At 73.4% G+C, this 22,330-nt stretch carries 23 protein-coding genes; 15 read left to right on the top strand and 8 right to left on the bottom strand.

Annotated elements, in window-relative coordinates; translation table 11 throughout:
* Positions 1 to 60 precede the first annotated feature (60 nt).
* From AB0A95_RS25760 to AB0A95_RS25750, 3 genes are all read left to right on the top strand, one after another.
* On the top strand, positions 61 to 480 hold the full coding sequence (locus AB0A95_RS25760) for a hypothetical protein (protein ID WP_357558326.1): 420 nt from the start codon (positions 61 to 63) through the stop codon (positions 478 to 480).
* Positions 481 to 500: 20 nt separating this feature from the next.
* Positions 501 to 1,688 carry a low temperature requirement protein A gene (locus AB0A95_RS25755; protein WP_357558325.1) on the top strand — a complete coding sequence of 396 codons (1,188 nt, stop codon included), beginning with the start codon at positions 501 to 503 and terminating at the stop codon, positions 1,686 to 1,688.
* 80 nt (positions 1,689 to 1,768) lie between these two features.
* Positions 1,769 to 3,220: a cryptochrome/photolyase family protein gene (locus AB0A95_RS25750; protein ID WP_357558324.1), complete on the top strand. Its 1,452-nt coding sequence runs from the start codon at positions 1,769 to 1,771 to the stop codon at positions 3,218 to 3,220.
* A 12-nt stretch (positions 3,221 to 3,232) separates the two neighbouring features.
* Here AB0A95_RS25750 and AB0A95_RS25745 read toward each other — a convergent pair whose 3' ends face one another.
* From AB0A95_RS25745 to AB0A95_RS25730, 4 genes are all read right to left on the bottom strand, one after another.
* Positions 3,233 to 4,138, bottom strand: a complete 906-nt coding sequence (locus tag AB0A95_RS25745) for an SDR family NAD(P)-dependent oxidoreductase (RefSeq protein ID WP_357558323.1) — start codon at positions 4,136 to 4,138, stop codon at positions 3,233 to 3,235.
* A gap of 23 nt (positions 4,139 to 4,161) precedes the next feature.
* Positions 4,162 to 5,667 carry an NAD(P)/FAD-dependent oxidoreductase gene (locus AB0A95_RS25740; RefSeq protein ID WP_357558322.1) on the bottom strand — a complete coding sequence of 502 codons (1,506 nt, stop codon included), beginning with the start codon at positions 5,665 to 5,667 and terminating at the stop codon, positions 4,162 to 4,164.
* Positions 5,668 to 5,730: 63 nt separating this feature from the next.
* On the bottom strand, positions 5,731 to 6,189 hold the full coding sequence (locus AB0A95_RS25735) for a hypothetical protein (RefSeq protein ID WP_357558321.1): 459 nt from the start codon (positions 6,187 to 6,189) through the stop codon (positions 5,731 to 5,733).
* Positions 6,189 to 6,668 (bottom strand): hypothetical protein, encoded by a 480-nt coding sequence (locus AB0A95_RS25730; protein WP_357558320.1) that lies wholly within the window; start codon positions 6,666 to 6,668, stop codon positions 6,189 to 6,191. Before AB0A95_RS25730 ends, AB0A95_RS25735 begins: the two co-directional genes overlap by 1 nt.
* 44 nt (positions 6,669 to 6,712) lie before the next feature.
* On the opposite strand from AB0A95_RS25730, the gene AB0A95_RS25725 reads away from it, so the two are divergent.
* From AB0A95_RS25725 to AB0A95_RS25715, 3 genes are read left to right on the top strand one after another with little or no spacing between them, the layout of a single operon-like run.
* On the top strand, positions 6,713 to 7,702 hold the full coding sequence (locus tag AB0A95_RS25725) for a WYL domain-containing protein (RefSeq protein ID WP_357558319.1): 990 nt from the start codon (positions 6,713 to 6,715) through the stop codon (positions 7,700 to 7,702).
* Positions 7,703 to 7,742: 40 nt separating this feature from the next.
* Entirely contained in the window at positions 7,743 to 8,366 is a 624-nt protein-coding gene (ccmA, locus tag AB0A95_RS25720) for a heme ABC exporter ATP-binding protein CcmA (protein ID WP_357558318.1), read from the top strand.
* A complete protein-coding gene (locus tag AB0A95_RS25715; protein WP_357558317.1) occupies positions 8,363 to 9,784 on the top strand; it encodes a DUF6297 family protein in 1,422 nt (473 codons plus the stop codon). Before ccmA ends, AB0A95_RS25715 begins: the two co-directional genes overlap by 4 nt.
* A 55-nt stretch (positions 9,785 to 9,839) precedes the next feature.
* On the opposite strand, the gene AB0A95_RS25710 is transcribed toward AB0A95_RS25715, so the two are convergent.
* Positions 9,840 to 11,324 carry a PLP-dependent aminotransferase family protein gene (locus AB0A95_RS25710; protein ID WP_357558316.1) on the bottom strand — a complete coding sequence of 495 codons (1,485 nt, stop codon included), beginning with the start codon at positions 11,322 to 11,324 and terminating at the stop codon, positions 9,840 to 9,842.
* Between the two features lie 62 nt (positions 11,325 to 11,386).
* On the opposite strand from AB0A95_RS25710, the gene AB0A95_RS25705 reads away from it, so the two are divergent.
* Complete coding sequence (locus AB0A95_RS25705) at positions 11,387 to 11,866, top strand: LysE family translocator (RefSeq protein WP_357558315.1); 480 nt, start codon at positions 11,387 to 11,389, stop codon at positions 11,864 to 11,866.
* Positions 11,867 to 11,873: 7 nt separating this feature from the next.
* The gene (locus AB0A95_RS25700) at positions 11,874 to 12,614 is read left to right on the top strand and encodes a phenylalanine--tRNA ligase beta subunit-related protein (RefSeq protein WP_357558314.1); all 741 of its coding nucleotides are present in this window, start codon (positions 11,874 to 11,876) and stop codon (positions 12,612 to 12,614) included.
* Between the two features lie 18 nt (positions 12,615 to 12,632).
* Here the strand turns inward: AB0A95_RS25700 and AB0A95_RS25695 are convergent, their stop codons facing one another.
* On the bottom strand, positions 12,633 to 14,159 hold the full coding sequence (locus AB0A95_RS25695) for a multicopper oxidase domain-containing protein (protein ID WP_357558313.1): 1,527 nt from the start codon (positions 14,157 to 14,159) through the stop codon (positions 12,633 to 12,635).
* A gap of 461 nt (positions 14,160 to 14,620) precedes the next feature.
* Here AB0A95_RS25695 and AB0A95_RS25690 point away from each other — a divergent pair, with 461 nt between their 5' ends.
* The 3 genes from AB0A95_RS25690 (at position 14,621) to AB0A95_RS25680 (ending at position 16,991) form a co-directional block, all read left to right on the top strand.
* Positions 14,621 to 15,652, top strand: coding sequence for a DUF5919 domain-containing protein (locus tag AB0A95_RS25690; RefSeq protein ID WP_357558312.1), 1,032 nt, complete (start codon positions 14,621 to 14,623; stop codon positions 15,650 to 15,652).
* A 74-nt stretch (positions 15,653 to 15,726) separates the two neighbouring features.
* Positions 15,727 to 16,605: a pentapeptide repeat-containing protein gene (locus tag AB0A95_RS25685; protein ID WP_357558311.1), complete on the top strand. Its 879-nt coding sequence runs from the start codon at positions 15,727 to 15,729 to the stop codon at positions 16,603 to 16,605.
* Positions 16,606 to 16,754: 149 nt separating this feature from the next.
* Positions 16,755 to 16,991 (top strand): preprotein translocase YidC, encoded by a 237-nt coding sequence (locus tag AB0A95_RS25680; RefSeq protein ID WP_238648548.1) that lies wholly within the window; start codon positions 16,755 to 16,757, stop codon positions 16,989 to 16,991.
* A gap of 7 nt (positions 16,992 to 16,998) precedes the next feature.
* Here AB0A95_RS25680 and rnhA read toward each other — a convergent pair whose 3' ends face one another.
* The gene (gene rnhA / locus AB0A95_RS25675; RefSeq protein ID WP_357078479.1) at positions 16,999 to 17,472 is read right to left on the bottom strand and encodes a ribonuclease HI; all 474 of its coding nucleotides are present in this window, start codon (positions 17,470 to 17,472) and stop codon (positions 16,999 to 17,001) included.
* A 172-nt stretch (positions 17,473 to 17,644) separates the two neighbouring features.
* On the bottom strand, positions 17,645 to 18,913 hold the full coding sequence (locus AB0A95_RS25670; RefSeq protein WP_357558310.1) for a lycopene cyclase family protein: 1,269 nt from the start codon (positions 18,911 to 18,913) through the stop codon (positions 17,645 to 17,647).
* A gap of 398 nt (positions 18,914 to 19,311) precedes the next feature.
* Here AB0A95_RS25670 and AB0A95_RS25665 point away from each other — a divergent pair, with 398 nt between their 5' ends.
* From AB0A95_RS25665 to AB0A95_RS25650, 4 genes are all read left to right on the top strand, one after another.
* Complete coding sequence (locus AB0A95_RS25665) at positions 19,312 to 19,797, top strand: hypothetical protein (RefSeq protein WP_357558309.1); 486 nt, start codon at positions 19,312 to 19,314, stop codon at positions 19,795 to 19,797.
* An 88-nt stretch (positions 19,798 to 19,885) separates the two neighbouring features.
* Positions 19,886 to 20,497, top strand: coding sequence for a class F sortase (locus AB0A95_RS25660; RefSeq protein ID WP_357558308.1), 612 nt, complete (start codon positions 19,886 to 19,888; stop codon positions 20,495 to 20,497).
* 111 nt (positions 20,498 to 20,608) lie between these two features.
* Complete coding sequence (locus tag AB0A95_RS25655) at positions 20,609 to 21,709, top strand: magnesium and cobalt transport protein CorA (protein WP_357558307.1); 1,101 nt, start codon at positions 20,609 to 20,611, stop codon at positions 21,707 to 21,709.
* A gap of 72 nt (positions 21,710 to 21,781) precedes the next feature.
* Positions 21,782 to 22,201 (top strand): YchJ family protein, encoded by a 420-nt coding sequence (locus tag AB0A95_RS25650; protein ID WP_357558306.1) that lies wholly within the window; start codon positions 21,782 to 21,784, stop codon positions 22,199 to 22,201.
* The last annotated feature ends 129 nt before the right edge of the window (positions 22,202 to 22,330 follow it).

Genomic DNA, 22,330 nt, shown 5'->3' with positions numbered 1-22,330 from the left:
GTTATCGCGGGCGCTGCGGGGTACGCGGGCCGCACTCGACAACGGCCAACGGGAGTAGCCATGAAACTCGCGCACCTGCCGCTACGGCTCAGCATCGGCGCGTACTTTCTCAACTCGGGTCTGGGCAAGCGCAACCTGGAGGGTGCCGCCGCGGAGGGCATGCACGGGATGGCGGTCGCCGCCATGCCGCAACTGCGCCAGCTGGACCCACCGCGCTTCGCGAAGCTGCTGTCGTACTCGGAGATCGCGCTCGGGGCCGCGCTGCTCGCGCCGGTCGTCCCGACCCCGCTCGTCGGGTTGGGCCTGACCGCGTTCGGCGCGGGTCTGGTGCAGCTGTACCTGAAGACGCCGGGCATGCGGGAGCCGGGCAGCATCCGCCCCACCCAGCAGGGCGCCGGGCTCGCCAAGGACGTCTGGTTGGTCGGCGCCGGGCTGACCCTGGTGTTGGAGGGGCTGACCCACGGCCGTCGACGCCGGTGAGCCCAGCCTGAGGAGCGGCGGTGACCCACTCTCGTTCGGTGCGGCCGTTCTACCGGCCGATGCGGCCACGTCGCCGGGACGAACGGCACCGCTCGGCCACCCCGTTGGAACTCTTCTTCGACCTCTGTTTCGTGGTGGCGGTGGCGCAGGCGGCCAGCAGCCTGCACCACGACGTCGTCGAGGGTCACCTCCGGCACGCCGCGACCAGCTACGCCATGGTGTTCTTCGCGATCTGGTGGTCGTGGGTGAACTTCACCTGGTTCGCCTCGGCGTACGACACCGACGACGACCTCTACCGGATCACCACGCTGGTGCAGATCTCCGGAGCGTTGATCCTGGCGGCCGGGGTGCCGCGCGCCTTCGCCGACGGCGACTTCGCCGTCATCACCTACGGCTACGTGGTGATGCGGCTGGCCGCCGTCGTGAACTGGACCCGAGCCGCCGCCGGTGACCCCCGGCACCGCACGACGGCACGCCGCTACGGGATCGGCGTGACGGTGGTGCAGCTCGGCTGGCTGCTGCGGCTGGTGCTGCCCGTCGAGTGGAGCGTCGCGACGTTCGTGCTGCTGGTGCTGGCCGACCTGCTGGTGCCGGCGGTGGCCGAACGCCCCGGCATGACGCCCTGGCATCCCGAGCACATCGCCGAGCGGTACGGCCTGTTCACCCTGATCGTGCTCGGTGAGGCGGTCCTGGCCATCTCGATCGCGATCCAGACCGGGCTCGACGCCGGGGAGCACGGCCTCTGGTCGCTCGCGGCGGCTGGCGCGGTCATCGTGTTCGCGCTGTGGTGGCTCTACTTCGACCGGCCGAGCGAGGCGCCCGACCGGCTGCCGTACTCCCTGATCTGGGGTTACGGGCACTATCTGGTCTTCGCCGCGATCGCCGCGATCGGCGCCGGCCTGGGGGTGTCGGTGGACGTCGAGCGGCACCTCGCACACGTCTCCGGGCGCACCGCCGGGTACGCGGTGGCGATCCCGATCGCCGTCTTCCTGCTCACGGTCTGGGTGCTCCAGGTACGTCGCCAGCAGCACGGCCTGGTGTTTGTCGCCTTTCCCGTCGTCGCGCTGCTGGCGCTGTTCGCGCCGCTCGGCCCGGCCCCGGTGCACGTGCTCGCGGCGCTGCTTGTCGCCCTCGTGACGCTCACCGCGCTGAGACGCCGCCGCGACGTCGGGCCGAGCGCGGCGGTGGCCGGGGTCAACCCGACCTGACTCGCCGTGGCGGCCATCCGGCAACCGGCATCGGGCGCGGCAACCGGGCACGGCGGCCGGAGAGTAGGCAGAATCGTGGCATGCCTCGCCGCCGATGGTTGCTGGCCGATCAGCTCGGGCCGCACTTCCTCGACGACCCCGACCAACCGGTGCTCCTGGTGGAGGTCCGGGAACTGTTCCGGCACCGGCCGACGCACCGGCAGAAGGCGCACCTGATCCTGTCCGCGCTGCGCCACCGCGCCGCCGAGCTGGGTGACCGGGCGCTGCTGCTGCGCACCGACACGTTCCGCGAGGCGCTGGCCCAGGTCGGTGACCCGCTGGAGGTGTGCCATCCGCACTCCCGGGCGGCGCTGCGCTTCGCCCGGTCGGTGCCGGGGCTGACAGTGCTGCCACCCCGCGGCTTCATCACCAGCCAGGCCGACTTCGCCGGCTGGGCGGACCGCCCGCGACGCGGCCCGCTGCGGATGACCGACTTCTATCGGCACGCCCGCCGCCGCCACGAGGTGCTGACCGCCGCGACAGGGCCGGGACGCCGGACCCGGGCCGAGACCCGCTCCGGGCCGGTGGCACCACCCCCGCCCCCACCGATCGTCGAAGACGACATCGACGCCCAGGTCCGCCGCGACCTGGACCGGTGGGCCGCCGACGGGGTGCGGTTCGTCGGCCGGGACGGCCCCCGCCGCTACCCGGCCACCCACGACGAGGCGCAGGCCCGGCTCACCCATTTCCTGACCCACCGCCTGCCCGGGTACGGCCGCTACGCCGACGTGATGAGCGTCGACGATCCGGGGCTCGCGCACTCGATGCTGTCGTCCTCGTTCAACCTTGGGCTGCTGCACCCGGAGCCGGCGGTGCGCGCCGCGGAGCAGGCGTGGCGGGCCGGCACGGCCCCGCGTACGGCGGTGGAGCCGTTCATCCGGGGGCTGCTCGGCTGGCGGGAGTTCCTCTGGCAGCTCTACTGGTACTTCGAGCCGCGCTACCGGGGGGCGAACTGGCTGGCCGCGACCGAGCCGATGCCGCAGTGGTTCGCCGAGTTGGACGCCGACGCGGTGGAGGCCCACTGCCTGGCCGACGTCCTCGCGGCGGTCCGGGACACCGCGTGGACGCACCAGACGCCCCGACTGCTGGTGTTGGCGAACTACGCGCTGCAACGCGGCTGGCGTCCCACCGAGGTGGCGGACTGGTTCCAGCGCTGCTTCGTCGACGGCACCCCCTGGGTGATGAACGCGACGGTGATCGGCATGAGCCAGTACGCCGACCTGGCCCGGGTGGACACCCGCCCGTACGCGGTGGACGGCACCGACATCGACGAGATCAGCGACTACTGCACCGGCTGCCGTTACACGCCGGAGCGAGCGCTCGGCGACCTGGCCTGCCCGTACACCGGGGGGTTCGAGAGTTTCCTGCACCGCAACCGGGCCCGGTTGATGACCGATGCGCGGCTCGCCGCCGAGTTGGACCGCCGCGACGGGCCGGAGCACCGCGAGGCGGTGCTGGCCCAGGAGGAGAAGCGGGGCAGCACACCACCGTGACCGCGCCGCCGCTCAGGCCACCTCGCGGGCCGGGTCGGCGTCGCCGGGGCGTTGCGCCGGCACACCGGGGCTGGGCGACGCCGGGCGGGCGACGCCCCGGTTCAGGCCGGCGACCAGGAGCCGGTTGTACGAGGCGGGCAGGGCCCGGGCCAGCAGGTCCGGCAGCTTCGCCGACCAGCCGATCAGCACCCGGCCCCGACGCCGCTCGACGGCGCGCAGGATCACCTCGGCGGCCCGGCTCGGCGCGATGGTGAGCAGCTTCTCGAACTGGGCCCGGCCCGCCGCGTACTCCTCGGGTGCGACGCCACTGCCGATCCGGGCGTTCGCGGTGATCCGGGTGCGGATCCCGCCGGGGTGCACCGAGGTCACCCCGATGCCGTCGTCGACAAGCTCGTGGCGCAGCGCCTCGGTGAAGCCGCGTACCGCGAACTTGCTCGCCGCGTACGCGGTCTGCCCGGCCGGAGCGATCAACCCGAAGAGGCTGGAGACGTTGACCAGGTGCGCGCCCGGCTCCGCCTTCAGGGCGGGCAGCAGCGCGTGGGTCAGCTGCACCACGGCCCGGAAGTTGACGTCGATCACCCAACTGAACTCGTCGAACGTCACCTGGTCGAACCGACCGCCGAGGCCGACGCCGGCGTTGTTCACCAGCAGTCGTACCCGCGGGTGCCGCTCGCCGATCTCGGCGGCGATCCGGGCGGTGGCGTGCACGTCGGCGAGGTCCACCAGGTAGGTGTGCACCCGACGGGCCGGGTGCGCGGCGCGGATCGCGGCGACGACAGTGTCCAGCCGCTCGGCGTCGCGGTCCAGCAGGACCAGGTCGGTGCCCCGGTCAGCGAGGGCGTGCGCCAGCGCCGCGCCGATGCCGCTGGCCGCCCCGGTGACCACGGCTGTCGCGCCGGTGAAGTCGAATCTCCGCACGATGGGTGCTCCTCGGCTGACGGTTACCGACGCGCGGCCGGACGGGTCGGGACGGGACGCGGTGCGGCCTCCGCGGTGGCGCGGGAGAACCGCACACCCTCGTCGGTGAGCCGGCCGTGCCGCATCAGCAGCACGTCGCGGGCGTAGTTCTGGTGCAGCCGCCAGGGCGCGCGCACCCCCTGTCTGGGCAGCGCGTCGACACCGCGCAGCACGTAGGAGGACCGCAGGTCGATAAGCGGCGCCCGCTCGTCGTCGGTGGGCGGCAGCGGGGTGACGACCTGCTGGCCGGTGCGGTCCAGGTGGCGCAGCAGCCGGCAGACGTACCCGGCGACCAGGTCGGCCTTCAGCGTCCACGACGCGTTGGTGTAGCCGACGGTCAGGGCGAAGTTCGGCACCCCGGACACCATCATGCCCTTGTAGGCAACGGTGTTCGCGAAGTCGACGTCGGTGCCGTCCACGCGCAGGCGCAGGCCACCGAGGGCGAGCAGGTTGAGCCCGGTCGCGGTGACCACGATGTCGGCGGGCACCTGGGCGCCGGAGGTGAGCCGGACACCGTGCGCGGTGAAGGTGTCGATCGTGTCGGTCACCACCGACGCGTGGCCGTCGCCCACGGCGGTGAACAGGTCGCCGTCGGGTGCCACACAGAGCCGCTGGTCCCACGGGTCGTAGCGGGGCACGAAGTGCCTGTCGACGTCGTACCCCGCCGGGAGCCGACGCCGCGTGGCCCGGCGCAGCGCCCGCTTGACCAGGCCGGGGGCACGCCGGCTGAGTTGGAAGGTGACGGTGGACAGCAGCACGTTCTTCCACCGCAGCACCGGGTACGCGGCCGCCGCCGGCAGCCGGCGCCGCAACGCGTCGGCCAGCCGGTCACGCGAGGGCAGCGCCATGACGTACGTCGGCGAGCGCTGGAGCATCGTCACGTGGGCGGCCCGCCGGGCCAGCGCCGGCACCAGGGTGACAGCGGTGGCGCCGCTGCCGATGACGATCACCCGCCTGCCGGTGTGGTCGAGGTCGTCGGGCCAGTGCTGCGGGTGCACCAACCGCCCGGTGTACGTGTCGACGCCGGGCAGGGCCGGGGTGTAACCCTCGTCGTAGCGGTAGTAGCCGGTGCAGGCGAACAGGAACGAGCAGGTCAGCACCACCGTCTCGGCGGTGTCGGTGCGCTGGGCGTGCACCGTCCACCGGGCGGTGCCGCTGTCCCATTCGGCGCGCAGCACCCGGTGCCCGAAGCGGATGTGCCGGGGCACGTCGTACTCCCGGGCGGTCTCCCGCACGTACTCGCGGATCGTCGCACCGTCGGCGATGGCCTTCGGGGCGGTCCACGGCTTGAACGAGTAGCCGAGGGTGAACATGTCCGAGTCCGAGCGGATGCCGGGGTAGCGGAACAGGTCCCAGGTGCCGCCGATGGCGTCGCGTGCCTCCAGCACCGCGTACGTCTTGTCCGGGCAGTCGCGGCGCAGGTGGCAGGCCGCGCCGATGCCGGACAGGCCGGCACCGATGATCAGCACGTCGACGTGGTCGGAGGCCATCGCGTTCCTCCATCCGGGCGCGGTGGTCGGACCCTAACACCGCGCCCGGATGGGGGGAAACGACTAGTCGGACGCCTTGGTGAACGTCATGATCCAGTTGGTTTCCCAGGTCTGCTCACCGTCGACCGAGAACGCCTGCTCCCAGCGGGCGGTGGTCGCGCTGATGTCCGACCAGATGAACCGGCACCGCACCGGCCGCCCCTCGTGCTGGTCGTCGGCGTAGAAGCGGCCCACCCCGTCGACGAAGCGGCCCACCATCGGCGGCTGACCCAGCACGCCGTCGACGCTGCTCATCCAGTAGATCGACCACTCCTGTCGGGCCGGGTCGAAGATCCGGACGGTGGCGCCCGCGGAGCCCTTGGTCGGGAAGGTGATCTCGTCGAAGTGGCCGCCGCCGGCGAAGAAGCCGTGCGCGACAGACACCCCCGGAAACTCCTCCCACTCGTCGGAGCCCACCAGCCGCTTGCGCAGCCGCCGGTTCACGACGTTCCAGGTGCCCACAAAGAAGTCGAAGTCGCCCATCAGCGGCCCACCGGCCCTTCCGCTCGCGTGTCGTCGAGATATCCAGCCAGGTTGGGGGTGTCCGGCGCAAGCAGGTGCCGAACCCAGGCGGCCCGCTCGTGCTCCAGCACCGCCAGCTCCCAGACACAGCCGGCGGGACGTCGCCACAGCTCGACGAAGTGGGCCGGGTCGTGGTCCGGGCAGTCCAGCGCCGGCTGCCCGGCCGCGGCGGCGCGGACCTCCAGCGCGTTGTCCCACACCCAGGTGTAGGCCAGCAGGTAGGCGCCGGTGTCCGCGCCCCGGTGCAGCACCACCCACCCGGCGGCCGGGGTGCCGTCGTCGACGATGTCCACCAACAGCAGGGGCAGTTGGTCGTACGCGGCCTTCTCCACCTCGGGCTCGATCGGTTGCTCCGGCTGGTCTATGTGGTAACGCTTGAACTGCCGGCCGTCCACAGTGATCGGTCCGGGCGTACGGAGTTCCTTCTCGCGAAAAGCCATGCCGGGACGGTAGGACGGGTCCCCTGACAACTAGTGTCAGTGAAGTGCGGGCCTCTCGACTTCTTTCCCTCCTGCTGCTGCTCCAGCAGCACGGCCGGCTGACCGCCACCCAGCTCGCCGAGCGGCTGACCGTCTCCCCCCGCACGATCTACCGGGACGTGGAGTCGTTGCACGCCGCCGGCATTCCCCTCTACGGAGAGGCCGGGCACGCCGGCGGCTACCAGCTTGTCGACGGCTGGCGGACCCGGCTGACCGGGCTGACCACCGAGGAGGCCGACCGGCTGTTCCTGGCCGGGTTGCCCGGCCCCGCCGACGAGCTGGGCTACGGCGACGTGGTGGCCGCGCTGCAACTCAAGCTGCACGCCGCGCTCCCCGCTCCGCTGCGCGACCGGGCGACACAGCTTCAACAACGCTTCCACCTGGACACTCCCGGCTGGTACGCCGACGGCGACGCCTCCCCCGAGCTGGCCCGCACGGCCGAGGCGGTCTGGCGGCAGCACCGCGTCGAGGTGCGCTACCGCGGTTGGAACGGCGAGACGACCCGGGTGCTGGAGCCGTACGGCCTGGTGCTCAAGGGCGGCCGCTGGTATGTGGTGGCCGACCAGCCCGGCCGGGGCGCTCCGGCGACGTACCGGGTCAACCAGATCCTCGCGCTGACCCCGCTGCCGCAGGAGTTCGTCCGACCTGCCGACTTCGACCTGCCCGCCTGGTGGCGGGCGCACGTGGTGCGGTTCCGGGCCCGCCTGCACCGCGACGAGGCCACCGTCCGACTCTCCCCCGCCGGTCGGCAACGGCTGCGCGAGATCGGCAGCGATCCGGTGGTGACCGCGATGGACGCCAGTGCCCAGCCGCCGGACGCGCGGGGCTGGGTGACAGCGGTGTTGCCGATCGAGTCGCTCACCCACGCCCACGGCGAGTTGCTGCGCCTCGGCGCCGACGTCGAGGTGCTGACCCCCGTCGCGCTGCGCGAACGCCTGGCCGCCACCGCCGCCGGGCTCGCCGCGCTCTACGCGCCGGCCGACCGCGTGACATAGGTCGCTCAGGTTGGTCGGTGGCACCGCTCTGGGAGACTCTGTGCTCGTGGATGCACTCTCGGTACGGGGACTCAGCCGCAACTTCGGCGACCTGGTCGTGCTCGACGACGTGAGTTTCACGCTCGCGGCCGGCCGGATCGCCGTGGTGCTGGGGCCCAACGGCAGCGGCAAGACCACACTGCTGCGCTGCGTGGTCGGCGCCGACCGGCCGGACGCCGGCGAGGTGCTGGTGCAGGGCCGGCGGGCCGACGAGACCGACCCGCAGGTGCGGGCGCTGGTGGCGGCCGCCCTGGACGACATCGACTTCTTCCCGGACCTGTCCGTGGTCGAGCACCTGGAGCTTGTCGCGTACGCCCACGGGAGCAGCGCCGAGCCGGTCGAGGAGGTGCTCGCCGAGCTGGGTCTGGAGCCGGCCCGCGACCAGCTGCCGGTGACCCTGTCCAGCGGGCAGCGGCGCCGGTTGGCGCTGGCCTCCTGTTTCGTGCGGCCACGCCGGGTGCTGATCCTGGACGAGCCGGAGCAGCGCCTGGATGTGCGCGGACGGCAGTGGCTCGCCGAGCGGCTGCGGCGGGAACGCGACGCCGGCACCGCCGTACTGCTGGCCTCGCACGACCCGGAGCTGATCGACGCGGTGGTCGACGAGCGCATCGAGATCGGCCGGTGACCGCCCCGCCGGCCACGATCGCCGACACGCCGACCGGGGTGCCCACGGCCCGACAACTGCGTACCCACCTGCGCCGGGCCCGCAGCCGACACCACGATCACTCCCTTGGTGACGTGCTGGGCGACGCGTACGTCATCGTCCTGTTCACGGGCATGTACGGCTGGTTCGCGATCAGCGCCAGCCGCGACCTGCTGGACTCCCCCACCGTGGGGCAGGCCGAGCCGGGGGTGCGCTGGTGGCTGGCGGTCGCCGCGCTGCTGGCCGGCGCCGGCCTGGCCTGGCGTGGCCTGCGCGCGCTCGGCCCGCTGCTGGTCACTCCGGCCACGCAGAGTTGGGCGGTCAGCGCGCCGATCGACCGGCGGGCGTGGTTGGCGCCGCGTTTCGTCCTGTTGTTGCTGGGCGCGGCGGCCGGCACCGCGGCGCTCGGGGTGGCCGTGGCGGCGCTCGGGGGCGTCAGCGATCCGACCGCGCTGGGTTGGGCCGCCGCGACCGGCGCGGGGTGGGGTGCGGCGGCGCTGGCACTCAGCGTCGTCGCCCAGAGCAGCCGGGCGGGACGACGGTGGCCGGCGGTGGCCGGAGCGGCGCCGATGGTGGTGGCCGCCGTCCTCACCGCCGGGGTGGTGCTCCTCGGTCATCTCGGTGACGGGCTGCCCCGGCCGGCGGCGACGCCGACCGTCGCGCTGTTCGCCCTCGCGGTGCCCCTCGCCGGCCTGGGCACCATCCGCGCGGTGCGTGCGCTGCCCCGCGTGGACCGGGCCACGCTGACCACCGGCGCACAGTTCGCCAACGCCGCCGCCACGGCCACGATCCTGCTCGACCCGAGCCTGCTCGCCGGCCTGGTGGAGAGCCGCCGGTGGCGTCGGATCGGCCGGGTCCACAGCCGCCGGTTCCTCCCCGGGCCCGGCTGGTGGGCGTTTCTACAGGCCGACGTACGCCGGTTGCGCCGCCACCCGAGCGCCCTGCTGATCTGGGCGACGCTGATCGGGGTGCAGTACGCTGCCGCGCTCGCCCTGCCCGGGTTGGCCGGGGCCGCGCAGGTGGTGTTCGCGTACCTCGCCGCCAACCGGCTGACCGGCGGCCTGCGGTCGGTCAGTCGCTCACCCGGGTTGCGGCGGGCCCTCGGCGGCAGCGACGCCCTGCTGCGGGGCATCCACGTGGTGGTGCCGGCCGTCGGCACGGGGCTGTGGTGGTTGTCGACCCTCCCGACCGTCGAGCCGGGGCCGTCCTGGTTGGCGCCGACGCTGGCGCTCGGAGTGGTGGCCGCCGCGTTCCGGGCCGGCACCCGCCCGCCGATCAACTACGGTGGCGCGACAGTCAACACACCGTTCGGCATGATCCCGGTCGACCTGGTGCGGCAGGGCTCACGCGGGCCGGCGCTGCTCGCCGTGCTGGTGCTGGTTCAGCTGTTCCTGGGCTGAGCCCTCAGCCCGGTCACCCCGCCGGCGAGGAGACGCACGGCGGCGCCGGCGGCGCTCAGGAGGGCCGACGGCGCTCACCGAGCGCGACGGCGATCTGCGCGATGCCCTCGTCGATCTCGGTCGTCGTACGGGCCGCGTAGCCGAGCACGAGGCCCGGCCGGTAGGGACGCTGGCAGTGCCAGGACAGCGGTTGCACCTTCACCCCGCGCGCCAGCGTCGCCTCCGCCAGCTCGGTGTCGACCACAGCGTCGTCCAGCGTGATCATCAGGTGCAGACCGGCCGCCGCGCCGTGCACCGTCGCCGACGGCAACACGCGGGCCAGCGCGGCGATCATGGCGTCCCGCCGGCGGATGTGTCGGCGGCGCAGCAGCCGCAGGTGCCGCTCGAAGGCGCCGGAGGTCAGCAGCTCCGCCAGCACCAGTTGCGGGAGCACTGCGTTGCCCAGGTCGGCGTTGCGCTTGGCGGTCACCACCGCCTCGCGCAGTCGCGGCGGCACGAGCAGCCAGCCGACCCGCAGGGCGGGGGCGAGCAGCTTGGAGACGCTGCCGGCGTAGCAGACCCGCTCGGGCAGCAGACCCCGCAGCGCCGGCACCGGAGGACGGTCGTAGCGGTGCTCGGCGTCGTAGTCGTCCTCGATGATCAGGCCGCCGGCCCGCGCCCAGGCGACGAGTTGGCGGCGGCGGTCACCGTCGAGCACGACGCCGGTCGGGAACTGGTGTGCGGGGGTGAGCATCACGACCGGCACACCGCTGGCCGTCAACTCGTCGACCCGCAGCCCGTCGTCGTCGACGGTGACCGGCGGGGTGGCCATCCCCCAGTTGTTCAGGTGCTGCCGCACGCCGAACGAGCCCGGGTCCTCGACCCCGATCCGGTCGACGCCGGCAGTGGTCAGGGCCTGGGCGAGCAGCCCGAGCGCCTGGGAGACGCCGGCCACGATGATCACCTCGGTGGGGGCGACGCTGATACCCCGGTAGCGGGCCAACCAGGCGGCGACGGCCTGCCGCAGCGCCGGCGTGCCGCACGGATCGCCGTAGCCGAGGTCAGCCGCGGCGAGCCGGCGCAGCACTGTCCGTTCGGCGCGCAGCCAGTCCGCCCGGGGAAAGGCGGTCAGATCGGGTACGCCGGGCGTCAGGTCGATTGACGCGTGCGCCGCGCGTACCGCCTCGAAGATGTCGGTGTCCGGTGCCGGCGGGAAGGTCGCGACAGGTGCCGGCGCGGCGGCCGGGGCGGGTGTGGGCGCGGCCGGCGCGCCGACGACAACCGTTCCGGCCCGGCCCTGACCGCGGACGTGCCCCTCCTCGGCCAGGCGCTGGTACGCCTCGGTGACCACGCCCCGGGAGACACCGAGGTCGGCGGCGAGCACCCGGGTGGGTGGCAATCGTTGGCCGACCGGCACCCGCCCTTCGGCGATGGCCTGCCGCAGCCGGTCGGTCAGCCAGTCGGTGCGCCCGCCCGGCGTCGCGTCCGTGACGCTCAGGTGCAGGAAGTCCGATCCCGCCGATATGGACCCCTCGGACGCCGTTGGTTTGGCTCTGCCCATCGGACCATTGTGGCAGCAGAGTGAGGAGGAGCCAGACCCGTCAACCCCGCCGGAGGACGATCGTGACCATCCCGTTCCTGGTCACCACGCTGATCGTGGTGGTCACCCCCGGCACCGGGGTGTTCTTCACCCTCTCCGCCGGGCTGTCCCGGGGCGCCCGAGCCGGCGTGCTGGCCGCGTCAGCCTGCACGCTGGGCACTGTGCCGCACCTGCTGGCGGCGATGACCGGGCTGGCCGCACTGTTGCAGACCAGCGCCGTCGCGTTCGACATCGTCCGGTACCTCGGTGTCGGTTACCTGCTCTACCTGGCCTGGTCCGCCGCGTTCGTCGGCGACTCCGCGGTGGGCTCGACCCAGGCGATGCTCACCTGCGGCGCGGTGTTCATGCTGCTCACCTTCGTGGTGTTCAGCGGCTACGGCATCTTCGCGGCCCGGCTGCGGGACCGGGTGCTGACCCGACCCCGGGTCACCGACTGGCTGCGTCGATCCGTCGCCGGCACCTTCGTCGCGCTCGGCGTGACGCTCGCCCTCACCCAACGATAGGAGTGCTGTGCAGTTCGAGCATTCGGCGCAGCTTCGCGCCGCGTACCCCGATCTGGTCGCGGGTGTGGTCCACGCCACCGGCATCACCGCCACCGCCGACGTGGTGCCGCGGACGGCCGGCTACCTCGCCGTCGCCCGCGGGCGGTTGGCCGGCGGGGCCGAGAGCGGCTTCCCGGAGATCCAGGCGTGGCGGCGGGCGTACGCGGCGATGGGGTTACGGCCCACCCAGTACCGGTGCGCGTCGGAGGCGCTGTTGCGCCGCCTGCGCCTGGACGGCGAGTTGCCCCGGGTGCATCCGCTCGTCGACCTCTGCAACGCCGTCTCCGCCGCGTACGCCGTCCCGATCGCGGCGTTGGACCTGGACCGGGTCGACGGTGACCTGGTGGTCCGGCCCGCGCGCGGCGACGAGGAGTACCAGACCTTCGCCGGCGACACCGAGCATCCCGAGCCGGGCGAGGTGACCTTCGCCGACACCGCCGGGCGGGCACACGCCAGGCGCTGGACGAACCGGCAGAGCGGGTGGTCCGCCGTGCGGGCCGGCACCTCGTCGGTGCTGATCGTCGCCGAGGCGCTGCACGCCGACGCCGAACCGACGATGAACCGGCTGGTCGCCGCGCTGGTGCGGGAGCTGACCGACGGGTGGTCAGCGCCCACGAGCCACGCGGTGCTGACCGCCACCGCGCCCCGCTTCAACGCCGAGACCTCCGGTGGCGACGTCGGTCAGGCGGTGTCGCCGGGGACGAGGTGACGGTACGCTCCCGACCGATCAGTCATGCTTCCCGTGACCGGTGTGCGTGGGCGGCCGACCCGGCGCCTGGCCCGGATCGACGACGACGAACTGCCCCATCATCCCGGCGTCCTCGTGCCAGAGCAGGTGGCAGTGGTACATGTAGGGCAGGTTCGGGTCGCTGTGGTCGGTGAACCGCAGCACGATCCGCATCGGCCGGTGCGGGGGCAGGAAGATGGTGTCCTTCCATCCGGTCAGCTCGGGCGGCGGCGCCGCGCCGTCCACAGTGAGCAGTTGGAACTGCACGTCGTGGACGTGGAAGTTGTGCGGGGTGCCGTCGGCGTTGAGCACCTCCCAGACCTCGGTGCTGTCCCGGGTGACGGCGAAGTCGATCCGGTCCATCCGCATCGACTGGCCGTTGATGCCCCGCCCTCGCAACTCCAGCCGCCGGGTGGTGACCGCGGCGCCCGCGTCCAGCCGAGCCACCGGCACGAGGTCGTCCGGCACCGGCGGGGCGGGGGCGAGGGTGTCGGCGGCGCGCAGTTGCAGCACGTCGAAGCGGTCGGCGCCGCCGGCCGAGCGCCGGGACAGTCCGCCGATACCCAGGTCGGGCGGTGTGCTGCGCAGGCTCACCCGCTCCCCCGGCCGGACGTCCACCACGATCTCCGCCCGCTCCCCGGGTGAGAGTCGCACCCGGGTCAGCCGGGCCGTGCGGGCCAGCAGCCCTCCGTCGGTGCCGATCAGCGCGAACTGCCGGTTGTCCGAGAGCCCGAAGTCGTACGTCCGGGCGGTGGAGGCGTTGAGCAGGCGCAGGCGCACCCGCTGGGTGCGCACGTCCAGGTAGGGCCCGACGGTGCCGTTGACCAGCAGGGTGTCGCCCAGCACACCGACGCCGGCGAACGCGTTGCGGGTCTTGTCGAACTGGCCGCTGCCGGAGAAGCTGCGATCCTGGACGATCACCGGCACGTCGTCCACCCCATAGGTGCGTGGCAGCGGCAGCGCCGCCTCCCGCTCGTCGTCGAGGATGAACATGCCGGCGAGGCCGCGGTAGACGTGGTCCTCGGTGGCGCCGTGCGGATGCGGGTGATACCAGAGGGTCGCGGCCGGCTGGTCCACCCGCCAGGTGGGTGACCAGGTGGCACCCGGGCGGACGAGTTGGTGCGGGCCACCGTCCATCCGGGCCGGCAGGTGCATGCCGTGCCAGTGCACGTTGGTCTCCTGGCCCAGCGTGTTGGCCACGTTCACCCGCACCTGCTCGCCGCGCCTGGCGCGCAGTGTCGGGCCGAGGAAGGCACCGTTGAACCCGGCGGTGGCCGTCGTCCGCCCGTCGCCACGGAAGTCCCGCCGGCCCTCCTGCGCGACCAGGTCGAAGACGCGCTGGCCCCGGTCGTCCAGGCGGGACTCGGCCAGCGGCGGCACGGCCAGCGGGCGGACGAAGCTCACGGCACCGACGGTGTCGGTGGGGCGCGTCAGCGTCCAGGCCCCCACGGCGAGGCCGGCACCGAGCAGCAGTACGCCGACAAGCACACCGATGAGCACCCGGACCACGGGTCGTCGAGCAGGCACGACATCCACCTCCAGAAGAGTCACTACATGTAGCGTCTCTTCTTATCGGGGTGGCGACCAGCCTGCCGGCCGTCTTTCCGGGGCCGGTCCGGGACATCCCCGAGGGCGGGTCCGAGCCGTCAGCGGTGCGCCGGGCCGCCGCCCGGGACGTCTGTAACGCGAAGTGCTCGGTGGTCAGGGCGGCGAGGAGCGCCTTCTCGCGGTCACCGTCGTCCAACGCGCCTACCCTCCGCAGTCGTCCGACTCGGTTACCGTCACCCTATGAGCGGTGGCGGCGGTTCGGGCGGCGAACCCGGCAGTCCCGAACGGGACAGCGGTCGGCAAAGCCGGCACGTATTCTCCGCATTCCGGTGATCAGCAGGCGGCTGGGCCGGCCGACGGTGGAGGGAGAGCGGATGCCCGGGTGGGCTGGTCGGGGCGGACGGCAACGACGCGCCTTCGCAGTCGGAGGGCCGCTGCTCGTGAGCGCCGCCCTCATGTTGGTGGCGGCCTGGCGCACCACCGGCTTCCTCAGCGACCTGCTGCTCAACCTCGGTGCCAGCGTGGTGCTCGCGGCCATCTCGTACGTCATCTTCGACCCGCTGTTCGAGGAGGCGCGCAAGGCGCGGGTGCAGGAGCACCTGAGCTTCGACCAGCAGGCGTTCGTGACCCGGCTGCACCGCTCCGGCCGCCGCGTGCGCATCCTCGACACCTGGACGATCCTGCTGGAGCAGCGGCACCGTGAGGACACCCTGACCGCGATCCGCGCCGCGCTCGGCAACGGCGCCCAGGTGCAGTTGCTGCTGCTCGACCCGGACTGCACCGCCGCGCAGCAACGCTCCGAGGAGCTGGAACGCCAGCGGGTGGACGTCCCCCGGCAGATCCGCACCAACCTGCGGCACCTGGCCGCCTTCGCCGACGCCCTCGACTCGCGGCTGCGGCAGCGCCTACAGGTCCGGCTCTACGACGCGTCCCCGTCGATCCAGCTCTACCAGTGGGACGGGCGGGCGCTGATCTCGTTCTTCCCGATCGGGAAGCTGTCGTTCAACGTTCCGCAGCTCGAGGTGGACATGGACAGCCCGTGGGGCGGGTTCGTGCACGCCCGGTTCGAGGAGCTGTGGGAGCACGAGCAGGCCACGCTGGACCTGGAGCGGTACTGGTCGGTCACTGTCACGCTGCGCCACGAGGACTCGGACGTGGTCGAGGTGCGGGTGCCGTACGCGACTGTCGACGGGCAGCACTACGTCGACTGCCGCCGGTTCCGGGTGACCGGGCTGGTGACCATGCGGGCCGCCCTGCCACCCCGCGCACCGGGAGCGGCCCCCGCGGTGTTCACGCTGGCCGAGCCGTCCGACGGCGACCACCCGCCGGTCGCCGCCGTGAAACGGCACTTCGACCAGAAGTACGGCCACGGCGACGGGGAACGGGAGATCTACCGTCTGGTGCCGACCTCGGGCAGCCCGCGCCCTCCGGCACCCCGCGCCGCGGCGGCCGGCGACGCACACGGACGGTGACCCCCGCGCACCGGATCGATCGCGCGCGGGAAACAATGGTGGTCCACACCGTGACTGCCAGGAGGACCATCCGCGTGTCGCCCACCCCCGCACCGTCAGCCGGGCCGGCGCAGCTGCGCGCCGACTGCGAACGCTGCTTCGGGCTGTGCTGCGTGGTGCCCGCGTTCGCCGCGTCCGCCGACTTCGCCATCGACAAGCCCGCCGGTCAGCCCTGCCCCCACCTGCGCCGGGACCACCGCTGCGGCATCCACACCGAGCTGCGGCAACGCGGCTTCCCCGGCTGTACGGTGTTCGACTGCTTCGGCGCCGGCCAGCAGGTCGCCCAGGTCACCTTCGGCGGACGGGACTGGCGCGACGCGCCGGAGACGCTGCCGGCGATGGCGCAGGCGTTCGCGGTGCTGCGCCCGCTGCACGAGCTGCTCTGGTTTCTCACCGAGGCGGTGGCGCTGGGCCTGCCCGCCGAGCTGCGCGCCGAGCTGGAACGCGCCCGCACCGAGACCGCCGCACTCACCCAGGCTGACCCGACACACCTGGGCACGGTAGATGTCGACGCGCATCGGGGCCGGGTCAACCCGCTGCTGTCCCGGGCCAGCGACGCGACCCGCCATCCCGGGGGCGCCGACCATCGGGGCGCCCACCTGCTCGGCGCCGACCTGCGCCGGGTCGACCTGCGCCGGGCCAACCTGCGCGGCGCCCTGCTGATCGGCGCCGACCTGCGGGGAGCGGACCTGAGCCTGGCCGACGTCACCGGCGCCGACCTGCGCGGGGCCGACCTGCGCGGCGCGGACCTGCGACGCACGCTCTTCCTGCACCAGACCCAGCTCGACGCCGCCCGGGGCGACACGCACACCGGCCTGCCGGCGACGCGCACCCGGCCGCCGCACTGGACGGCACTGCCCCTCACCCCGGTCCGCCAGCCAACCCGCTCCCCCGCCCGCCGCCGACGCCGCTGACCCCGCCGCCGACGCCCCTGCTAGCCCCAGCGCCGACGCCGCTGACCCCCCGCCGCCGCTCGCCGCCGACGCCGCTGGTCGCGAGGTTTCGGCAGTGATTACGCCGGGTAGCCAGCGCCGACGCGGACCAGCATCGACGGGGGGACGGCGTGGGCTACCGAAAGCGCGACGGTGAGCTGCCGGGCGACCCGCAGCACAGCGAGGACGAGGCCGGCCAGGTGCCGTTGGTGCAGGTCGAGGCGGACACCGAGGTCCCCGCGCCAGCGGACACCGACGTCCGGCCGGACATCGTCACCGAGCCCGACAACTCGGGCGTCGCCGGTGGCTCGTCCGGCAGCAGCGGCGGCGGGTCGAGCATGCCGGGGCACCCGGACGCGACCCGCTGAGCCGGGCTCAGCGGCTGGTCAGCGCGCTGCGGGCCTCGGTCATGCCCTTGTTGGCGAGCCCGTCGGCCCGCTCGTTCTCCGGGTGACCGTTGTGCCCCTTGACCCACAGCCAGGTGACCTCGTGCCGTTCGCAGGCCGCCTCCAGCCGCTGCCACAGGTCGGCGTTCTTCACCGGCTGCTTCGCGGCGGTCCGCCAACCGTTGCGCTTCCACGACGCCAGCCAACTGGTGATGCCGTTGCGCACGTACGTGCTGTCGGTGTGCAACTCCACGGTGACCGGCCGGTTCAGGCTCTCCAACGCCTGGATGGCCGCCATCAGCTCCATCCGGTTGTTGGTGGTCGGCGTGGCCTCACCGCCGCACAACTCCCGCTCGTGGTCGCCGTAGCGCAGCAGCGCACCCCAACCGCCCGGCCCGGGGTTACCGCTGCACGCCCCGTCGGTCCAGATCTGCACGCCCCTGCCGGCCGCCGCGTCCACCATGCCCGGCAACCTACCGGGCGCGGAGGTCCTCCTCCCCGCCCGGGGGGCCGGCACGCCGAGGCCAGGGGTCGACACCCCGAGGCCCCGGACCGACACACCGAGGCGACGACACACCGCGGCCCGGCACCGCCTGTGGCGCCCCACCCCTGGGGCAGTTCGACAGGCACACCGGTCAGGTCAGACGGCCTGCCTCATCCGCCCCGGGCTCCGAGCCCAGCACGTCGCCCACCACCGCGGGCGGGACGGCCGGTGCGGGGCGGGGCGAGCGCAGCCGGTCGCGAACGCGGTGCGCCGTATCGCCGGCGGTCGCGGCGATCATCGGCAGCAGTCGGGTGGAGTTCATGATCGCGACCTCCTCGGCCGGGGTGGTGCCGCCGTCGAGGAAGCGCAGCACCCGCTCGGCCGGATTGCGGTCGAAGAGCCGGTCGAAGAACTCCGGACCGCCCACCCCGCCCCGGTCCAGCGCCCGCAACGCCACCGCGTCCATCCAGCGGTGCCGGCGCGGGTACGCCGCCCGCGGCACCGGCGGTCGGCCTGCCGCGAGGGCACGGGCCACCTGGTCGGCCTGGCGATACATGGCGGAGAAGGTGAAGCCGGTGGACGGGCGGGTCGCGCCGCCAGCCGTGCCGAGCCGGACCACGCGGGGTGACGGTCGGGCCGGGAACGGAGCGTCGGTCATCGGGATCACCCCGTTCTCCACCTCGCGCAGCCGCAGTCCGGCCGGATCGAGCCCGAGCAGGTCCCGGTAGCCGGCGAGCGCCGCGTCGTACCCGGCGTCGGTGAGCAGGTCTGGCGAAAGCTCGGTGTACTCGACGAGGGCGTAGCTGTCGCTGACCGGCAACACGTACCCGAAGGAGACGCCCCGGGGTGGCTGCGGGGTGCGGAAGTCCATCAGCACCGCCCGCGCCGGGTCGAAGACGGGCCGGTCGGCCTCCAACCACCAGCCGCGAAAGTGCTGCAACCAGGTGGTCCGCCCGGCCCGTGCCGGCGGGCGGGGGCGGGAGTCGAGCACCCAGCCGGCCCGTACGGTCCGCCCGTCGCCGACGCGCACCCGCACCCGCGTGCCGTCGTCGGTCACCGTGTCGGCGGGGGCGACCAGCCGGGTGGCGTTCAGCCGGCGCTCGGCCTCGGCAGCCCGGTCGTAGACCGGGCCGGAGCGCAGCATGGCGTACCGCAGCGGGGTGAGGTCCAGGACGCGGCGTCGCGCCGCCGTGGCCACCTCGACCTGCTGCCAGCTCGCGCTGAGCAGCGGATCGAGGTCGGTGTCGGGGTGGCCCCAGAACGCCCAGGTGCGGTCCTGACCGCGCCGCCGGACCGGGTCGACGACGGCGATCCGCAGCCCGTGGACACCATGCCGGTCCAGTGCGGCGAGCAGCAGCGACGCCGCGCCGCCGCCACCGAGCAACGCGAGGTCGACGTCGAGCGGCGCGGAATCGGTCACCGCTTCACGCTGTCACACCGGCGGGCCCGGGCGCGCGCCGCCACCGGATGGGCGGGCCGGGCGCTCAGACCACCGGGGCGGGCGACCGCGTGACCGCACGGCGAGGGAACCTACCAGCGTCTCCCCTGGTCGCACGGGGATTCATCCCGCCGCAGCAGGCGCGGCCGAGCAGGTGCATTTCCGCCGTCGCCGGCAATACCTCGCCATCGACCCAGCCGATTACAGCCCGCAGCTCTCCCGGCCTTCGGGTGGACACGTGACGGCAACGAGGATTTCTCATTTTCACCTGATCGGGGGCCCAACCCACCTAGTGTTGGGCACACCGGTGCTAGTCACGGAGTTGGCCACCCGAACGACGTCCCACGCAGTCAGCGGACGAAAAGTGAGGGAAGACGCGTATGAAGGTCTCAACAGCACTCTGCTCGGCGGCGCTCGGCGTGGGCCTCGGCACGCTCCTGCTGCCGGGCGTCGCACTGGCCGACACCACAGTGTCACCGGCCACCACCCCGGTCGGCGGGACCGTCGTGCTCACCGCGACGACCTGCAACCCGAAGTCGGGTGACGCCCTCTTCCGGGTCACCGGCCCCAACCGCGACCAGAATGTCCGATCCACCACCGCCGCGGCCGGCGGCGGGCTCAGCGCCGAACTCTTCACCGCCGGATTCACCCTGGGCACGTACACGGTGGCGGCGACCTGCGGCGACGGCAGCTCCGCCGGCACCGCGACGTTCACCGTCACTCCGATCGGCGGCGCACCGGCCGGCTCCGGCGGTGACAGCCGCGACACCGGCGCCCTTGCCGCTGGCGGCACGCTGCTCGGCACCGCCCTCGCCGGCGCGGTGGTCCTGATCCGCCGGCGACGTCCGGTGTCCACTGTCGCCTGATCGGCGACCGTTCCATCCCTGAGGACGGGTGCCCGCGCCGGTGACACCGGAGCGGGCACCCCGACGATGCCGTACGGGAGGTGCCCACGTGTGGTGGCGGCGGACCCTACCGGCCGTGGTCGCCCTGCTCGGCGTGACCGGGCTGGGGCTGATCACCGTCGGCCTCACCACCGACCCGACGCGGCCACCACGGCCACCGGCCGACGCGCCGAGACGCACCCGCCCCGCACCGGACCTGGCACCGTTGCCCCGGGCCGCGCCGGTCCGGGTGCACATCCCCGCCATCGGCGTACGCGCGGAGATCATCCCGGTCGGCGCGGACGCCGCCGGGGTGCTGGAGGTGCCGCCACTGGACCGACCCACCCTCGCCGGCTGGTACCGGCACGGGGTCAGCCCCGGCGAGACCGGCAACGCCGTGCTGGTGGGACACGTCGACTCACCAGCCGGCCCGGCGGTCTTCTTCGACCTCGGTCGACTGCGCGGCGGCGAGCAGATTCGGATCACCCGCGCCGACGCGCAGGTCACCACGTTCACCGTCGACGACGTGCGCGCGTACCCGAAGGAGCACTTCCCCACCACGCTCGTCTACGGACCGGCGGACGCCGCCGGACTACGCCTGATCACCTGCGGCGGCCGGTTCGACGCCACGACCGGCAACTACGTCGACAACGTCGTCGTCTTCGCCACCCGCACCGCCTGAGCACGGCCGCCCGCCTGTCGGGTGCCGGACCCCGCTCGGCAGAATGCGGTGACACCATCCCGGGCGGGCACCGCGACCGGGGCGGTGCGCGGGCGACGGGGGAGACACAGAGTGGATCAGCGACCGGTACGGGACCGGGCCGGTCGAGGCGTACGCGCCCTGGCCCGTCGACTGCTCGGCAAGGTCGAGGACGACTCCCCCGCCCCACGACGGTCCAACCCGGACGCGGTCGTCGACTGCGCCGTCTACGTCGACGGTCGGCGCGAGCCCGGCCAGCCGCACTACGCCGACGCGTACGCCCGGGCGCGGCACGGCCGCAGCGCCTTCGTGTGGCTGGGCCTGCACGACCCGGGTCCGGCAGTGCTCGCGGCGGTGGGCCGGACCTTCGACCTCGACGAACTGACAGTCGAGCAGGCGCTGTCCGACGGGCACCGGCCCACCGTGCAGCGGCACGGGTCGGTCACGCTGCTGGTGCTGCGCACCGCCGGGTACGTGGAACACGACGAGCTGACCGACACCTCCGAGGTGATCGACACCGGGGACGTGATGGTGCTGCTCGGAGACCGGTTCGCCATCACCGTGCGGCACGGTGCCGCCGGGGCGCTGCGCAGCGTCCGCGCCGACATCGAGCGCCGTCCCGAACTGTTGGCCGCCGGGCCCTGGGCGGTGGCGTACGCGGTGTGCGCCCGAATGGTCGACTCCTACCTGGAGGTGGCCGGGCACGTGGAGCGGGACCTGGAACGGGTCGAGGAGGCCGTGTTCGCCCGCGATCGCAGCGCCGACATCCAGCACATCTACCAGCTCAAACGGGAGGTGGTGGAGTTCAAACGGGCGGTGCTGCCGTTGCAGGCACCGATGCGGACGCTGCTCGACCCCGACGGCCCACCACGCACCCTGCACCGCTGGTTCGTCGACGTGGACGGTCGACTGAGCCGGGCCGTCGACCGGGTCGCCGCGTACGACGATCTGCTCACCTCGATCGTGCAGTCCCGGCTGGCGCAGCTCGCCGTCGAACAGAACAACGACATGCGCAAGATCGCGGCATGGGCCGCCATCGCGGCCACCCAGACCGGCATCGCCGGCATCTACGGCATGAACTTCGACCACATGCCCGAGCTGGCCTGGCGCTACGGCTACGCCGGAGCCCTGGCCCTGATGGCCGCGGTCGCCCTGGCCCTGCACCGCCTGTTCCGCCGCTCCGGCTGGCTGTAACAAAGCCCCACCCGGGAGCGCGGTGCGGGGTGCGGGAGCGCGGGCAGGTCGGGGTGGGGCAGGATGGGGTGCGTGGGTAAGGGTGCGACACGGCGACGGGCGAACGCGACGACGGGTCCGGCCTGCCCGTGCGGCTCCGGCCAGGCGTACGCCGACTGCTGCGCGCCTGTGCACGGCGGCGACGCGCAGGCACCGACCGCCGAGGCGTTGATGCGCTCCCGTTTCAGCGCCTTCGCCCTGGGTGACACCGGTTACCTGCTGCGCAGCTGGCACTCCTCGACCCGGCCGCAGGTTCTTGACCTGAGCCCGGGGCAGCGCTGGACCCGGCTGGAGATCGTCGACGCCGAGCGGGGTGGGCTGCTCGACACCACCGGCACTGTGACGTTCCACGCCCACTACCGGGATGCCGGCCGGCCCGGCACGATGACCGAACGCAGCCGGTTCGTCCGCGAGGACGGCCGATGGGTCTACCTCGACGGCGACCAGCCCTGACGGCTGTTCTGACGTAGGGTGGCGTCGGCGTCGTCCTACGCCGCACCTCCCTCCCGGCGCTCACGAGCCGTCCGCCGAACCCGCCACCGCGGTCGCCGGCGGGGAGTCGCTCGGGGCGGGGACTGTGAA

The organism is Micromonospora sp. NPDC049230 (genome assembly GCF_040647875.1).
Taxonomy (GTDB): domain Bacteria; phylum Actinomycetota; class Actinomycetes; order Mycobacteriales; family Micromonosporaceae; genus Micromonospora.
Note: the sequence above shows the minus strand (reverse complement) of the source record. Positions and strands in the feature narration are given on the sequence as shown.

What these genes read in the sequence shown, in the direction of transcription:
- AB0A95_RS25760 (WP_357558326.1), top strand. Translation starts at nt 61, where the DNA reads ATGAAACTCGCGCACCTGCCGCTACGGCTCAGCATCGGCGCGTACTTT.
- AB0A95_RS25750 (WP_357558324.1), top strand. Translation starts at nt 1,769, where the DNA reads ATGCCTCGCCGCCGATGGTTGCTGGCCGATCAGCTCGGGCCGCACTTC.
- AB0A95_RS25740 (WP_357558322.1), bottom strand. Translation starts at nt 5,667, where the DNA reads ATGGCCTCCGACCACGTCGACGTGCTGATCATCGGTGCCGGCCTGTCC.
- AB0A95_RS25735 (WP_357558321.1), bottom strand. Translation starts at nt 6,189, where the DNA reads ATGGGCGACTTCGACTTCTTTGTGGGCACCTGGAACGTCGTGAACCGG.
- AB0A95_RS25730 (WP_357558320.1), bottom strand. Translation starts at nt 6,668, where the DNA reads ATGGCTTTTCGCGAGAAGGAACTCCGTACGCCCGGACCGATCACTGTG.
- AB0A95_RS25710 (WP_357558316.1), bottom strand. Translation starts at nt 11,324, where the DNA reads ATGGGCAGAGCCAAACCAACGGCGTCCGAGGGGTCCATATCGGCGGGA.
- rnhA (WP_357078479.1), bottom strand. Translation starts at nt 17,472, where the DNA reads ATGGTGGACGCGGCGGCCGGCAGGGGCGTGCAGATCTGGACCGACGGG.
- AB0A95_RS25665 (WP_357558309.1), top strand. Translation starts at nt 19,312, where the DNA reads ATGAAGGTCTCAACAGCACTCTGCTCGGCGGCGCTCGGCGTGGGCCTC.